Here is a 15143-nt window from a genome sequence, read left to right on the forward strand (position 1 = left end):
CTGATATGAAACGGATAATGGTCTTCAAAATTCTTTAATATAAGAGCCGTTGAATATACCAGTGACATTATATACCATGAACTGGACTGAAGATATTAGGAGCAAGGGCAGCAGACATCCCTGCTTGCGAATGAAATGACGAGGGGGGGCTCATCAGAACGGAGGCTCGCAGAGACGATCGTCCATTCGTTTCTTGATTCATCATTTGATGGTACAAATTAAACTGGAGGTTATGAGTATGTTTTTTCTTAAATGGTTAAGAAAGTCATTTCTATCGCTAAGTTTAATCGTTGCAATCCTGCTAGGCAGCGTTGGTCTTGGCACTGTGCTTTTTCAAGAACCAAGCTTGGCTGCGGGGTCGGACCCTGAGAGCGGTCCTCTTCTCAGATTCATGTCCATATCTGACATTCATGTCAATACAACAAATCAATCCAAGGCGTTGGATGACGCTGTTGCTAACAATGTCGAAGCAATAGCTGTAGTCGGAGATCTAACCAATCACCAAACAGATGGCGAATATGACGCTGTCATGAATATGATGAACTCGAAACCTCATCCTCCAGTCTATTATACAATGGGCAATCACGAGTATGATTACGAAAATGATTTCGAGATATCCAAGAAGAGATTTTTAGAGAAGACAGGAGCGCCGAGTCTAAACTACGATGAATGGATTAATGGTTATCATTTCATCTTTTTAAGTGCTGAGATTAAACCGGCAGGTTATACGGACGAGACGATTAGCTGGTTGGAAAACACGCTTGCTGAAAATGCCGACCCAAGCAAGCCGATATTTCTGTTCATGCACCAGCCATTAGATTCAACTGTATCACTGACATATCCAACTAATAATTATTGGGGACTTAACCCACAGTCCATGTATAAAGTAAAAGACATTTTGGCGCAATATCCCCAAAGTGTGTTTGTAACAGGACATATTCATGACGATATTAAGATCGAGGGTAATTTATATAGCGAGGAATTCTCGGCCGTAAGAGATGGCGCTATTGTGAGCAATCAGGGTGTAATCTTTGATGTGTATAGCGACAGGGTAGAAATGATGGGAAGAGACATCAATTCTAAAACAACGATTTGGAATGGAACGATACAATTACAACCGAATACAACCGGCGTATACGAAGCCGAAGATGGTTCATTCTCTTATGCAACCAAAGCCGATGATGCAAATGGGTCTGGAGGCAAGGTTGTCAATATGAAGGATGGACGTGCCTATCTGGAGATGCTCAGAGTTGACGGAGGCGCATCAGGCGGCGAAAAAGTATTGAAAGTAAATTATGCTGCTGCTGCTAACGCTTCGATGGGAGTATATGTAAATGGAACCAAGGTACAGACGATTAGCGCTCCGGCTACCGGAGGAACGAGTACCTATAAGGATTTGGATGTAGCTATTGAACTCAAGCCAGGTGCATATAACAAGATCGCCTTAAAAAGAGAAAACAACGCAGTAGAAGTGAACCTGGATAAATTACAAATTCTCGAACCAGTCAATTACAGCACGATGTGGGGATTCAACAACAATGGCGACGACAGTATCCCGAATGGGTTCAATGCAACCTTGCATGGAAGTGCTGCCTTTGACACGGCCAATAAAATGGAAGGCTCAGCTTCACTCAGCCTCGACGGTGCTGACGGTAATTATGCAAGTGCTGACCTTGTATCAACCCAAACTGACGATGTAACCCTCACAGCATGGGTGAAGTGGGATGGCGCAACTTCAGGATCGCAGCAGATCTTGTCCAATGGCGACGGTCTTTCCAACGGCTATTCCATCATACTGGATCATGCCGGGGGCGATAAGGTGTCCATAGCGGTCAACGGCCAGACGATTCTAGGATCGCAGACTGCATTGACGCCGGGACAATGGACCAATATTACGGCGGTAAGACGAAGCGGCACCTGGGAACTTACGATTAATGGCATCAACGCACCGATAACGAATAATACATCAGCGCCTGCTACTCCTACAACGGGGACGTTCATTGGTGCAGACAGCAGCGGCAAGCAGGGCTTTAACGGTCTTATCGATTCGGTTAGGTTCTACAATCAAGCTTTGTCTAACGAACAGATCAAGGCGATTGCCAATGAAACCTCCGCCCCTAAGTTGGAAAGCATCGAAATTACAAAGCTGCCAGACAAGCGGAGATATGTGGTAGATGATCGAATTGATGTCAGCGGTATGACCGTTGTTGGTACCTACAGCGATGGTTCTACAAAGAATGAGGCCATAAATGGAAACAACATCAGCGGTTTTAATTCTAGTAAAGTGGAAACAGGTCAGACGTTAACGGTTAATGTAGGCGGGAAGACGGCTACCTATACTGTAGATATCTATACTTTAAAGGTAGGTACAGTTTCCGTGCCTGGAGTGATTCAAGCTGTAAACTATACAGCGAAGCATGACTTTGTATACATGGGAGCAACTTCTACAGGTATTCTACCTCCAGACACATGGCTTGACTACTCAGTGGATGTAGAGAAAACAGGAACTTACCTAGCAAATTACTTTTACGGTAGATACGACGGTGGTTCCGCGGCAGTTGATTTTATTGTTGATGGTGAATTGCAGAAAACAACAACATTGCCGAGTACCGGTGTGTGGGGAGGTAGTAGGATAGTTTCAGATACCGTAACATTAACCGAAGGCTCCCATACGATAAGGCTGAAAGCTTCAAATAGAATGGTCATTCAATCGCTCGAGTTGCTAGACGCAAGTCAAGGTTACAGAAATATAGCACCTTCCGCAACAGCAACTGCATCCACCGAATATAACGCAAGTTATGCCTCTAAATTTGCAATTGACGGGGTAACTAACGTTAATGGCAGCGGTGAATGGGCATCGTCTGAAGTGAATCCATGGATACAGCTGACATGGGATAACAGTCAAACGATTGATAAAGTAATCTTGTTCGACCGAATGAATGCTAGCGCTAACGTAAATGCCGGTACTTTAACTTTCAGCGATGGCAGCAGTATCGATGTAACGGGAATTGAGGAGCTCGGTTATGGCAAGGAGGTCACGTTCCCGGAAAAAATAGTGACCTGGGTTAAGTTCCAGGCAACTGGAGGCACGGGAGCTAATAACGGGTTGTCCGAAATTCAAGTATACTTCAGCGGGAATGGAACGCCTGTAACATCGATCAATGTAAGTGGCGCAGATGGTGTGAATAAGATCACTAGCCAGAGCGGGACACTTCAAATGCAGGCTGAAGTTCTACCAGTGGATGCAACATTCAGAAGTGTGACATGGGGTGTCTTCGAGGCCGATGGAGTCACGGCCACGAATAAAGCGACGATTAATGCCAGCGGATTGCTGACGGCAAAGAACAATGGAACCGTGAAGGTGATTGCGACATCCATCGCCGACGACAGCATACAAGGTGCCGCTACAATTACAATTCAGGGCCAAAGCATAGCATCTCTTGCAACAGTAGAAGCATCCAGCGAATTTAATGCTGATTATGCCGCAAAATTTGCAATTGATGGGACGATCGGCGCTGCTGGTCGCGAATGGGCTGCAAAGAATGAACGAAATCCATGGATTAAGCTGACATTGGACACCGTTTATACGATTAATAAAGTAGTCCTTTACGACAGACCACATACTGGCGAAAACGTGAATGCCGGCACGTTATCTTTCAGCGATGGCAGCAGTATTAGTGTAACGGATATGAATACGGCCGGTGCTGCCAAGGAGGTCACATTCCCGGATAAAACAGTCGGTTGGGTCAAGTTCACGGCAACTGGAGGCACGGGAGTTAATAATGGGTTGTCTGAAATTCAAATATATGGAGATCCGGCAATACCTGTTACATCGATCACTGTCAATAGTGCAGACGGTGCGAATGCGATCACTGATCCAAATGGCACACTGCAAATGCAGGCTGCTGTTCTGCCCGCGAATGCATCAAACAGCGAAGTAATATGGACCGTCTTCGAAGAAGATGGCGTTACGGCGACGAATAAAGCGGCAATCGATGCGAGCGGATTGCTTACGGCAACGAACAATGGAACCGTGAAGGTGGTAGTGACAGCCAAAGATGGCTCCGGCGTAAAAGGTTCCACAACGATTACAATTAGCGGCCAACCGATCGTGCTCGTTACATCAATCACGGTAAGTGGTGAAGGCGGTGCAAATACGATCAGCGCCTTGAACGAAACCCTGCAAATGCAGGCTGCTGTTCTGCCTGCGAGTGCAACCGACAGCCGTGTAACGTGGACCGTCTTTGAAGCGGATGGCGTGACGGCGACGAGTAAAGCGACCATAGATGCAGATGGTTTACTTGTGACGAAGGAATATGGAACCGTGAAGGTAGTAGCGACAGCTAAAGATGGAAGCGGCGTACAAGGTTCCGCAACGATTGCGATTAACGATCCAACGCAAACGCCAATAGCCTGGTGGAAGTTTGACGAAGGTACCGGTTCAATGGCTGGCGATGCATCGGGTAATAACAACAACGGAACGCTAATCAGCAATCCGACATGGACTACCGGCAAGTATGGCGGAGCCCTTCAATTTTCTGGAAACCGAGTTGAAGTGCCGGGTTCGAATCTTTCAACAAGTCTTTTGTATCAAGCAGGACGAACGACGTCGGGGATGACCGTATCAACTTGGTTTAAGACGAGTTCGAAATCTACGACTACTACTTCTATCTTGCGTTATAGCTCGCACCTGACGGCATTTCAGTATTATGGCGGCGGCAATGCTCGCGTAGCCTATTGGCCAAGTGCGGGGTGCGGTAGTTACTGTGGTTATACGTACGCGATCAATTCATACGCCGATGATAATTGGCACCATTATGCAGCATCTTACGATACAACGACTGGATTAAAAGTCTATATCGATGGTGTATACGTGCCGGGTGCAGCAAATCCGAATAACACAGGAATTTTGGGCATCCCGACAGAGGTCTTCATGATGGGAGCAGCGCCAGGCAATGGTGAACCCTATACAGGAGCGCTGGACGACGTTCGCGTATATGGTGTCTCGCTAAACCAAGACCAAGTAAAGCAAATCATAGGTCTGGTTACATCCATTTCTGTAAGTGGCGCAAACGGTGCGAATGAAATCTCAACCAAGAATGGTACACTGCAAATGCAGGCTGACGTTCTGCCGAAGACCGCAAACAACACCGTAACTTGGAGCATCTTCGATGCCGATGGAATCTCGGCAACGGATAAAGCGACGATTGATGAGAATGGATTACTTACAGCGATAAAAGATGGATCAGTGATTGTAGTAGCGACAGCGACAGACGGCAGCGGCGTAAAAGGTGCTGCGACGATCACGATCAGCGGTCAAATGGAGCAGCAGCCTCAGGCTACTTTGACTGGTTCACAGCAGGTGAACGCTGGTGAAATCTTCAATCTTAAGATGGGATTGACCGGCGTAACAGAAAGTGTATACGAGCGAATGTATGCCCAAGATTTGACGCTGCATTATAATCCAGCGAATTTGCAATTTGATTCGGTTACATCGCTGAAAGATGGCTTCCAAGTCATTGACCAAAGGGAGATAGCGCCGGGTCAAATCCGGATAATTGCTGCCAGCGTGGAAGCAAACCAAGGGGTACCTGCCGAAGGCGACTTGATGACTTTCAAATTTACAGCCAAATCTGCAGCGGAGGCAACGACAATTACTGTCGACAATGTTGAAATTGCCAATGCTGAAGGGAATGAGCTGCAGGTCGGCGGAGCCTCCCATGAAGTACAAATTAGTATACCTGTGGATAAATCACTCTTGAATGCTTTAATCACAAGCGCTCAGACTAAGCACGATGAAGCAGAGGAAGGCAATGGGCACGGCCAGTACGTGAATGGCTCCAAAGCGCAATTGCAGTCGGCAATCACTGAGGCCAAAGCGACAGCAAACGATCCGAATGCCACTCAGGAGCAAGTGGATAGCGCGAAAGCTGCATTGGAAGCGGCAATACAAGTGTTTGACAGCAAGAAAATCAATGCCGATGTCAATGGGGATGGAAAAATTTCTATTGGAGACCTGGCTATTGTTGCAGGAGCATACGGCAAACAACAAGATCAAGCGGGCTGGAATGCGAAAGCGGATGTAAATAAAGACGGCAAGGTGGATATTGTAGACCTTGCAATCACAGCTAAAGCAATCTTGCAGTAAACAAACCCGCAATTATGCTTGCCTTAGCGAAATTTAGGTTGTGCTGGTAATTGAAATGGGAGGGGAGACCTATGTTCTCCCCTCCTCACTTATGACGAGTACAGAAAGGGCGAATTGTCCAATGATAAAAAAACTACTTGCATTTAGTCTGGCGTTGCTTTTGACAGTACTCGTACTTCCCCAAGCCGTTACTCAGGCAAGCTCGGGCCCTAGCTTTTCGCTGTCCATCTCGGATAAGAACATATCCGCAGGCGATGACTTCCAAGTGACGGTGAGCGGAAAGAAATTAAGCGACTTGTACGCATATGAAGTCAATTTAACCTATGATACCAGCCGGTTGGTGTTTGTGAAGGGCGTTACCAAAGGAAGCGGTTTTGCCGTGGCCCCTATTGTGAACGGAAATAAGATTCAAATCGCGCATACACAAATAGGCAATGCTGCAGGCCAGAACGGGGATGTAACATTGGCTACGCTGACATTTCATGCGGCTAGTCAGGGTAAGGTCGATATTGTACTGGACAGCGTGAAAATGGTAAATTCGCAGCTCGCGACTACTGAAGTTTCAAGCAAAAGCAAGGAATCGGTGAATATAAAAGCTACTGCGAAACCTGCGGACGATGTATTCAAGAGCGACATTGTTAATATAACAAAATTGGTTAATACGATCTCGTCCAAAGTAGCAGAAGCTAATAAATCTGGTGTAAAGGTTAAAATGTCTGACATTAAAGGCCATTGGGGCGAAAAAACCATCGGTACGTTCGTGAAACTGAACTTTATCGAAGGGTATGGGGATGGAACGTTCCATCCGATCGGCAGCATTACACGCGCCGAATTTGCAGCGATCATTTCACGTGTATTCGATATCAACGGAGGCGGCAATCAGTCGGCAGTTCTGAAAGATATTAACAGCCACTGGGCTAAAGAAGAGATTAAGAAGCTTGCTAGCGCAGGAGTGATTACCGGATATAATGACGGGACGTTCAAGCCTAACAAAACGATTAACCGTGAAGAAATGGTTATGATTCTATCCCGTATTGTGGACTTAAGTAAAGTGGACAAAGATGCTTCCAAAGGCAACTTTGCTGATATAGCAAGCGCAAGCTCTTATGCAGTGAATCAAATCAAGGATGCGGCAAAAGCGGGCATCATCAGCGGCAAGGGCAATGGCTTATTTGATCCGAAGGGCAACTCCACACGCGCAGAGGCGCTTACGATCGTGCTGAACGCATTGAACCTTAGCCCTGAAGTAAAAACACTCTTGGACAGCTTGAAATAATCCTTTTTTCATCATTAGGCAGATCTGTGAAATTCGCACAGGTCTGCTTTCTATCATAATTTTTTTATTCAGGCGACAACTGGGCGCTGCAAAACCTCTCGGGAATGGCCGGTTCGGTTAAAGGATGAATAGCGGGGCGACCATAAAGAAACAACGTGGAAAAAAAGGAGGACTAATCCTTTGAAATATTGCTTATACGATAGAAATCATGAACGGGTTGTTCTTATAGAAAACAATATACTTTCAGCTTTTAGTTTGAAGACTAAATGTGGACTGTCCAGTGATATTACTGTACTCCCAATCCTGTCAAAAGATGAGTATATCTCTTTTCCCGCTTCGCTTCGAGGAGAAGTTAACGGTACCTTTTATTTACTTTAAGAGGTTCCGGGTGTTTTGAAATCAAGGTTTGATCAAGTTATTGTTCGGGATTAGGTCATTGCCTCCAGTCTCCGGATCGATCCGAATGCAACGCAACAGCAGTTTTATAAGGCGAAGCGTTAAGAATTACCTGATTTATTATTAAGCTTAAGCAAAGATATTGCTTGAGCTTTTTTCTATTTTTCTCAGATTTGGAGCTTAGACCAACTGGAAGCGATGAGGTCAGGGGATCAGTTCGTATGACTCTACCAAATCAATAACTCAACCCACTTTAGAAAGTGTTTAATATGGGGGAAGCCGCGATATGAAGGGCGCCAATGCGCTGGGCATCACGAGTATTTTCCAAAGTTGGACGCCGCGCTACCCGCACACGCCTGCAGATGAGTCGGAGCGCCTAACCTATACCGTTCGCGAACCGCTTGAACTGGTGGAACTGATAGATCGGCTGAACGCCGAGCTTGCATAATACGAGCAACGATATTATCGGTTTTATAATTATATAATGAAGAGAAGCCCTTCAGGCAGCCTGAAGGGCTATTCTAATTTCTGCGGATAGCAAGCCAGTCATTTTTCCGATTTGGCAACGGGAAATCGTGAAGCTTTGTTTATGAGGCATTTGAAATCGAACAAGATGCTGATATAGGCGATAGAAGTAAGTTCAATATGCTGAAATAAATCGAGATACGCATACCGCACTGAAAAATGTGTGAAAGAAGTTCCCGAGCAGCGAGAAGTAGGCTATAATCATTTCACAGCTTGTCATTACGCGGAAGAATTAAAGCTGAAAGGCGTTCACAACGAGCCTCGCAAACGAGGCTTTACACTAACGGCTTATGGGGACGAGGTTTAGCATACTGTGAGAGGATGTTAAGGCAAAGATGGCAAAAATCGATGATGTGGCTCGTCTGGCGGGCGTCTCAAAAGGTACGGTTTCCAATGTGTTCAGCCAAAAAAGACGCACCAGCAAAACCGTAACTGAAAAGGTGCTGCGGGTATCCAGGGAATTAAATTACGTTCCAAACCATATTGCACGCAGTCTGGTCACCAAAAAAACGATGGCGATTGGGCTTACGATACCGTACGGAAATTTCTTCTTCAGCGTATTTCATAACCAATTTATCAATGGCGTAGTACTGGAAGCTTCCATATATGGCTATCGCGTCCTATTGGACATGATTCCAATTGAGGAGGTCAAAACGCCGTCGCTAGCAAGCTATCCGATCGACGGGGCTATCGTACTTGGACCGACGGAGCAGGATGAACGGATCAATCTGCTGCATCAAAATCGGGTGCCGTTCGTCACCGTCGGCAAAATTATTAATGATGGCTTGCATGACGCGACAACCGTAAACAACGATAACGACAAGATTATTATGGATATTTGCAGCTACCTGATCGGGTTTGGACATCGTAATATAATGTTCCTTAACGCCGGGAGGCATATGACGGTATCCATCGAGAGAAAAGAAGCGTTTGCACGAGCGATGCAGGAGCATCAGATTGAGTTACAGCCGCATATGGTACATTATAAGCCTGATATTCACTCCGATGAATATATGACTTATGGCTATGATGAGACCATCCGCGTTCTGGATGAACGCAAAAAAAGGGTAACCGCCATCATCGCCGATGACGATCGTACGGCATTTAGTGTAATGAATGCGATCAATGAGCTTGGCTTGCGCGTACCCGAAGATATTTCGCTATTCGTCATTTGCGGTGATTTATCAATGATGCATCAAGTAACGCCATCCCTTACGGGCATGGACCTGCAGCCTTCGGAGCTTGGGTCACAATCGGTCAAACAGCTCATGCATAAGCTCGGCGTGCTTGAAGGTGATTACCCGGACAACTTTATGGTAAGCAGTAAAATTATTGAACGAAGCTCTTGTTCGCCGGTCTTCAGTGGAAACGAGAGTGTTTCTAAGTAAATGAGGCGGGTTTATGTTGTGGTCTATGCCAGGAATCCATAAATCCTGATTACTTAAAAAAGCATACCACGCTTTTTAAGTAATCAGGATTTTTTTACTCTCAAAGGCGATTGGTCCTTCAAAACTGATTAAGATGTCTTAGCCTGTCTGCGGTATTCAGCTGGCGTAACGCCGGTGATCTCCTTGAAGACTCGTCCAAAGTGACTGGTATTAATATACCCGCTTTGAATAGCTATACTAGAGACACGTTCCTCACTTGTTTGAAGTAAATTCTTAGCGTGGTCTATACGCAGATTGGTCACGTAATCCCAGAAGGTTACATGCATTTGGTCCTTAAACAGATTGCAGAAATGAAATTTGTTTATATCCAAATGGTCAGCAATTTTCTGCAGATTAATGTCTGTCGTATAATAGCGTTTACAAAACTCTACTGCTTTATCAATTAAGACACCTTGGTGATCCGTTGTGTTTTTTGTAATGATAATATCTTGAATAGCAGTAGAATACTGTAGAGCATCCTCATAGGCTTCTGGCAATCGCTGAGGGGGGTATTTGCTTCGGCTGGAACCGACCTTAAAAGGTTTATGGATATAATTCAACAGGATTCGATTACAGTCTTGAATGAGATGAGTATCCGTGTCCTTAGAAGCATGTATCATAATGATTTCGTTAAACTTGCGGAAAAAACTGATTCCGTGATAACCGGAATAAAGCAAATGGTTATTCATTTCCTCTGTAATGCTAATTTTAATGACTTCCTCGATTTCCTCTGCTTTTAAATTTGGTCCGCCAAGCTGAAAGACACTGACCACACATTGTTCCCAACGACCTTCAGTCATTTCTAAAAATTCATTTATTCCATTCGAATCCAGTTTACCTACAAGCAGCTTTTTCAAAGCGTTCTCTTCAAACAGTGGTATGGCTTTGGATAGGATGTTCTTATACCCGTTCTCTGCCTCAATCTCTTTGGTGACGCGAAGTACCTCCTTGATGAGTTCGCTTTGGATATAGGGCTTAAGCAAATAGCCGGATGCACCGAGCTTAAGTGCTTGGCGCGCATATTCAAATTCACCGTAGGCGGTTAGCAGGATAACTTTGATTGGCAGCTCTGCGTCACGTACTTTATCCAAGAGCTCCAGGCCATCCAATTTCGGCATCCTTATGTCAGAGATAATGAAGTCGGGAACCCGATTTTGGAGGATCTCCCAAGCTTTCAGTCCATTTGTCGCTTCTCCCAATATTTCAATGTTGGGAAAATGGTTTTCTATAATTTTGCGAAGCGCTTGTGTCGTCAGTGGCTCGTCATCAATTAATAATGTCGTTAGCATCCTGTACATCTCCCAATGACTTAGTTTTAGGAATAATTAGGGTGATTGTTGTTCCTTGTCCCCATTCACTCTCGATCTTTAATGTGGATTGAGATGAGAACCTCAATGCCATTCGATTTGCAATACTCATTAATCCTATTCTGCTTGTACTAGCTGCTTTAGAGGAAAGTTCCTCATTGATTATGCTTAACCTTTGCTCTGTTATCCCAATTCCGTTATCTTTCACGATAATGCGGATATGATCTGTCTCATTCTGAATAAGGAGGTGGATAATCCATATCCCATCTTTGCTTTCCAAGCCATGATAGATGGAGTTTTCTACAATAGGCTGTAGAATAAATTTGTTAATAGGGAATTCCAGTACATCGTCATCGGCTTGGATAACGGATTGGAGACGTCCGTCATAGCGGATATTCTGTATGCGTAAATAATTTTCAACAGAACGTATTTCATCTTTAATTTGAACCATTTCGTTCATCTGGTATAACGAATAATGGAGCATTTCTCTAAGGGAATGCGTAACCAGCTCGATATCTTGATTCCTGCCAAGTATGGACAAAGACGAGATAGACTGCAGCGTATTGTAAAGGAAATGAGGGTTCATCTTGGCCTGTAAAGCGTTGTATTCGGCTTCCTTCTGGAGAAGCTGTTGTTTAATAGAATCAGCAATGAGCTCCTTCATCCTATCAAGCATATTGTTAACACCTTTATTAAGGACCATAATTTCCTCATATTCGGTATGACGATCAATCCGGATGTCTAACTTACCTATGCCGACTTCCTTCATAAAGGTAACCAATTTTAAGATGGGCTGCGTCGTACGAATGGTGATGACGGAAGCTAGGACAATCGTAATGACAATCATGATAGTCAGAAGAAACAAGGTTGTATTACGAATAACAGATAGTTTCTGGTTGAACTGGGTAAAAGGAAGCATACTTACGGTTTTCCAGCCTGTTACCGAGGAGGTTGAATAAGCGATAAGCATATTTGTTCCGTTCACCATCCGGGTCCAATATCCCGAAGTATCATGAAATAATCGTTCCATATCCGATTCGGTAAGGATTAGAGAAGGGTCTGATTGGTAAACCACCTGTTCTTCGTCATCTACAACAAAAGATTGTATGTCAAGCTGCGTTTGAATCGATTCAAAAATGTTCTTGAGTTTATTAATGTTGTAATCGAATACAGCAACACCATACAGATTAGGATCGGATGGATCATAAGCATTCTTAATGTTGGCCGCTATCGTAATTACGTTATTAAGATCGGACTCACTACTATAGTTATCATAGTAATCAGGTTTGTGTGCCCCGTAGAATTTGAATTGCAAGGCGTATTCGGTGTCTTTAAAATCCTGCCACACTTTCTTTAGAAAAGGGGACTCAAAATTAATAGACTGGGCGATGTTAATATATTCCATGCGATGATCGTAATTGTAAATAAAGTAACCGCGTATATCGGATTTCTCAGAGAAAATATTGTTCAACAAAATGGAAATTCGCGAGCGGTCTTGTTGAGATTCATACACTTCGCCATCTGTAATAGAGTCTTCAAGAATAGATATTAAGTTCTGATCGATGGCGAGAAAGCGGAGAGAGTCCTTGATTTCACCTAAGTATAGGTCTAGACTTGAATTAACTTGACTCGTAATCGATGTGGTGCTTTTTATCATCTCTTTTTTCGTAAAGCTAGAGAAGGTTTGATAGCTGGTGGCACCGAGCACGCTGAGTGAAACACATATTAATAAGGCGAAATAGAGGATGATAGTTGACTTGAATGATTTTAATTTCATGAACTCACCCTCTCGCAATCGATCCCTATGTGACTATTCTAAGCGCTTTAGAGATTTAGCACACTTGAATATGACTATCCCGGGACCAGCTCCGTCATTTTCATTCGGAAGCTGTTTTTTAATGTTTTTGTCTTTTGAGATATATCTCAAAAATTGATATTTTTGCTAGTTGTACTAGGCATAATGCTCATTTTAGCTCTGCTAAAGTTGAGTAGCCAAGCTTTACTTTCAAACAAGTATAGTGCTTAAAACATTGAAAAACAATATATCCAGTACGAATCTCAATATTAGAATACGAACAAAATATTAGAACATCTCATCGTGCAAGCTGGCGAAGTAAGCGTTTCCCAAGATTAGAACAGGATCAAAAGATTTGACTATTTGCAAATAATTGAACATCACTTAACATGTGGTAAGCGGTTACAACAAGAGAAAGGAGGATTGAAAATGAAAATTGGCAACAGTATTGCAAGGGAGCTGTGGACGAACAGAGCCTATTATCTAATGGCTCTCCCAGGTCTCTTGATCTTATTCGCTTTCTCTTACTTGCCTTACCCGGGGATCATTATTGCATTTAAAAACTTTAATCCGGTGAAGGGGATTTTCGGAAGTCCATGGAGCGGGTTTGAAAACTTTAAATTTTTTCTATCCAATGGTGACTTTCTGCGAATAACATTTAATACGTTCTGGATCAATTTCAATCAAATTTTATGGGGAACGATCCTCGCAGTAGTGTTCGCAGTTCTATTGAATGAAATAAAGAGTAATGGAATGAAGAAATGGTTCCAGAGTATTTTGTTTTTGCCTTATTTCTTCTCCTTCGTCATTGTTGGGAAATTAGTTCTTTTAATTTTCAATAGTGAGAATGGTCTTGCGAATGAATTGATTGAAATGTTCAATGGCGTGCCAATTGATTGGTATACCTCACCTCAATATTGGGTGAAAATCATTGCTTCGGCAAGTATTTGGAAAAATGTGGGGTATTCCGTTATTATATATCTCGCTGTTATTACATCCATTGATGAAGAGATGATGGAAGCGGCCTCTCTAGACGGTGCTTCTCGGGTACAAAAGATTCGGTACATTTTGCTGCCAAACTTGGTTCCTACTATTATCATTTTGACACTGCTGTCCATAGGGAGAATATTCTTCGGGGATTTTGCACTCATCTATGCAATTGTAGAGAACAATGGACTGTTATATCCAACGACGGATGTGATCGACACCTATATCTACCGAGCTTTAATCAATGGCGGACAGGAATACGGCATGATTACTGCAATTGGGATATGCCAATCCATCCTTGGCTTCCTTGTTGTCGTAGGCAGCAACTGGGCAGTCAAACGGTATGATAAAGACTATTCCTTATTTTAAACAGCAAGAGAGGTGACTGCATTGAAGAACAAGTTTGGTTGGCTGGATATTTTCATTTATTTGGTATTCATCATCTTTTCCCTGGTAACCCTGGTCCCATTCATCTTGGCGATAATGGTCTCCATTTCGGATGAAAGCTCCATTGTTTTGAATGGGTACAAGTTCATCCCTGATTTATTTTCATTAGATGCGTATAAGATCATCTTCCAAGACAACATTGTGACGAATGCCTATAAAATCACTATCATCGTAACCATTGCAGGTACATTCATTTCGTTAACTTTATCATCGCTACTCGGCTATATGATGTCTGTACAAAAAGTAAAATATCGTAACATCATTGCCCTGCTTATCTTTATACCCATTGTATTCAGTGCAGGACTGGTTCCTTGGTACATTGTAGTCACTAATTACCTCCATTTGAAAAATACGATTTGGGCCCTTATCCTGCCGATTGCGATAAATCCATTTAATATTTTTCTGCTTAGAAATTTTTACAAATCAATTTCACCTGCGCTTTCAGAATCAGCACAAATCGATGGAGCCGGGCCTTGGTTTATTTTCTATAAGATCATTACTCCGTTGTCTAAGCCGATATTAGCCACTATAGGTCTATTCTCTTCTTTAAGCTATTGGAATGACTTCACGATGTCCCTGTGGTTAATTGATGATCGGAAGTTGTTCTCCGTTCAATTCCTATTGTATCGGATTAATTCGATGATTGCTTATATGAGTCAGCATTCTAATGTGGCAACTGGTCAGGTACCATCAGAAACAATTGTTTTCGCGATGTTCTTAATTACGATTGGACCGATTATTCTCGTTTATCCGTATGTGCAGAAATATTTTGTCAAAGGTATTATGGTCGGCTCAATCAAGGGTTGATTCAAGAAGAGCGGACAACATACACAAC

The 15143-nt window shown here is 43.5% G+C and carries 8 protein-coding genes; 6 read left to right on the top strand and 2 right to left on the bottom strand.

Annotated features, from left to right (window positions below; all coding sequences use genetic code 11):
* Positions 1-238 precede the first annotated feature (238 nt).
* The 4 genes from AC0YN7_RS00675 (at position 239) to AC0YN7_RS00690 (ending at position 9733) form a co-directional block, all read left to right on the top strand.
* On the top strand, positions 239-6148 hold the full coding sequence (locus tag AC0YN7_RS00675; RefSeq protein ID WP_475808021.1) for a DUF7402 domain-containing protein: 5910 nt from the start codon (positions 239-241) through the stop codon (positions 6146-6148).
* A 121-nt stretch (positions 6149-6269) separates the two neighbouring features.
* Positions 6270-7424 carry an S-layer homology domain-containing protein gene (locus tag AC0YN7_RS00680; protein ID WP_475808022.1) on the top strand — a complete coding sequence of 385 codons (1155 nt, stop codon included), beginning with the start codon at positions 6270-6272 and terminating at the stop codon, positions 7422-7424.
* A 682-nt stretch (positions 7425-8106) separates the two neighbouring features.
* Positions 8107-8268, top strand: a complete 162-nt coding sequence (locus AC0YN7_RS00685) for a hypothetical protein (RefSeq protein ID WP_475808023.1) — start codon at positions 8107-8109, stop codon at positions 8266-8268.
* A 412-nt stretch (positions 8269-8680) separates the two neighbouring features.
* A complete protein-coding gene (locus AC0YN7_RS00690; RefSeq protein ID WP_475808024.1) occupies positions 8681-9733 on the top strand; it encodes a LacI family DNA-binding transcriptional regulator in 1053 nt (350 codons plus the stop codon).
* A gap of 128 nt (positions 9734-9861) precedes the next feature.
* Here AC0YN7_RS00690 and AC0YN7_RS00695 read toward each other — a convergent pair whose 3' ends face one another.
* Both AC0YN7_RS00695 and AC0YN7_RS00700 read right to left on the bottom strand, forming a co-directional pair.
* Positions 9862-11061 (bottom strand): response regulator transcription factor, encoded by a 1200-nt coding sequence (locus AC0YN7_RS00695; RefSeq protein ID WP_475808025.1) that lies wholly within the window; start codon positions 11059-11061, stop codon positions 9862-9864.
* Complete coding sequence (locus AC0YN7_RS00700; RefSeq protein WP_475808026.1) at positions 11039-12856, bottom strand: cache domain-containing sensor histidine kinase; 1818 nt, start codon at positions 12854-12856, stop codon at positions 11039-11041. Before AC0YN7_RS00700 ends, AC0YN7_RS00695 begins: the two co-directional genes overlap by 23 nt.
* 447 nt (positions 12857-13303) lie before the next feature.
* Here AC0YN7_RS00700 and AC0YN7_RS00705 point away from each other — a divergent pair, with 447 nt between their 5' ends.
* Both AC0YN7_RS00705 and AC0YN7_RS00710 read left to right on the top strand, forming a co-directional pair.
* Positions 13304-14230, top strand: coding sequence for an ABC transporter permease (locus tag AC0YN7_RS00705; protein WP_475808027.1), 927 nt, complete (start codon positions 13304-13306; stop codon positions 14228-14230).
* A 21-nt stretch (positions 14231-14251) separates the two neighbouring features.
* Complete coding sequence (locus AC0YN7_RS00710) at positions 14252-15115, top strand: carbohydrate ABC transporter permease (RefSeq protein ID WP_475808028.1); 864 nt, start codon at positions 14252-14254, stop codon at positions 15113-15115.
* Positions 15116-15143: the final 28 nt, after the last annotated feature.

Source organism: Paenibacillus sp. J31R122, assembly GCF_056269185.1.

What these genes read in the sequence shown, in the direction of transcription:
- AC0YN7_RS00675 (WP_475808021.1), top strand. Translation starts at nt 239, where the DNA reads ATGTTTTTTCTTAAATGGTTAAGAAAGTCATTTCTATCGCTAAGTTTA.
- AC0YN7_RS00680 (WP_475808022.1), top strand. Translation starts at nt 6,270, where the DNA reads ATGATAAAAAAACTACTTGCATTTAGTCTGGCGTTGCTTTTGACAGTA.
- AC0YN7_RS00685 (WP_475808023.1), top strand. Translation starts at nt 8,107, where the DNA reads ATGAAGGGCGCCAATGCGCTGGGCATCACGAGTATTTTCCAAAGTTGG.
- AC0YN7_RS00690 (WP_475808024.1), top strand. Translation starts at nt 8,681, where the DNA reads ATGGCAAAAATCGATGATGTGGCTCGTCTGGCGGGCGTCTCAAAAGGT.
- AC0YN7_RS00695 (WP_475808025.1), bottom strand. Translation starts at nt 11,061, where the DNA reads ATGCTAACGACATTATTAATTGATGACGAGCCACTGACGACACAAGCG.
- AC0YN7_RS00700 (WP_475808026.1), bottom strand. Translation starts at nt 12,856, where the DNA reads ATGAAATTAAAATCATTCAAGTCAACTATCATCCTCTATTTCGCCTTA.
- AC0YN7_RS00705 (WP_475808027.1), top strand. Translation starts at nt 13,304, where the DNA reads ATGAAAATTGGCAACAGTATTGCAAGGGAGCTGTGGACGAACAGAGCC.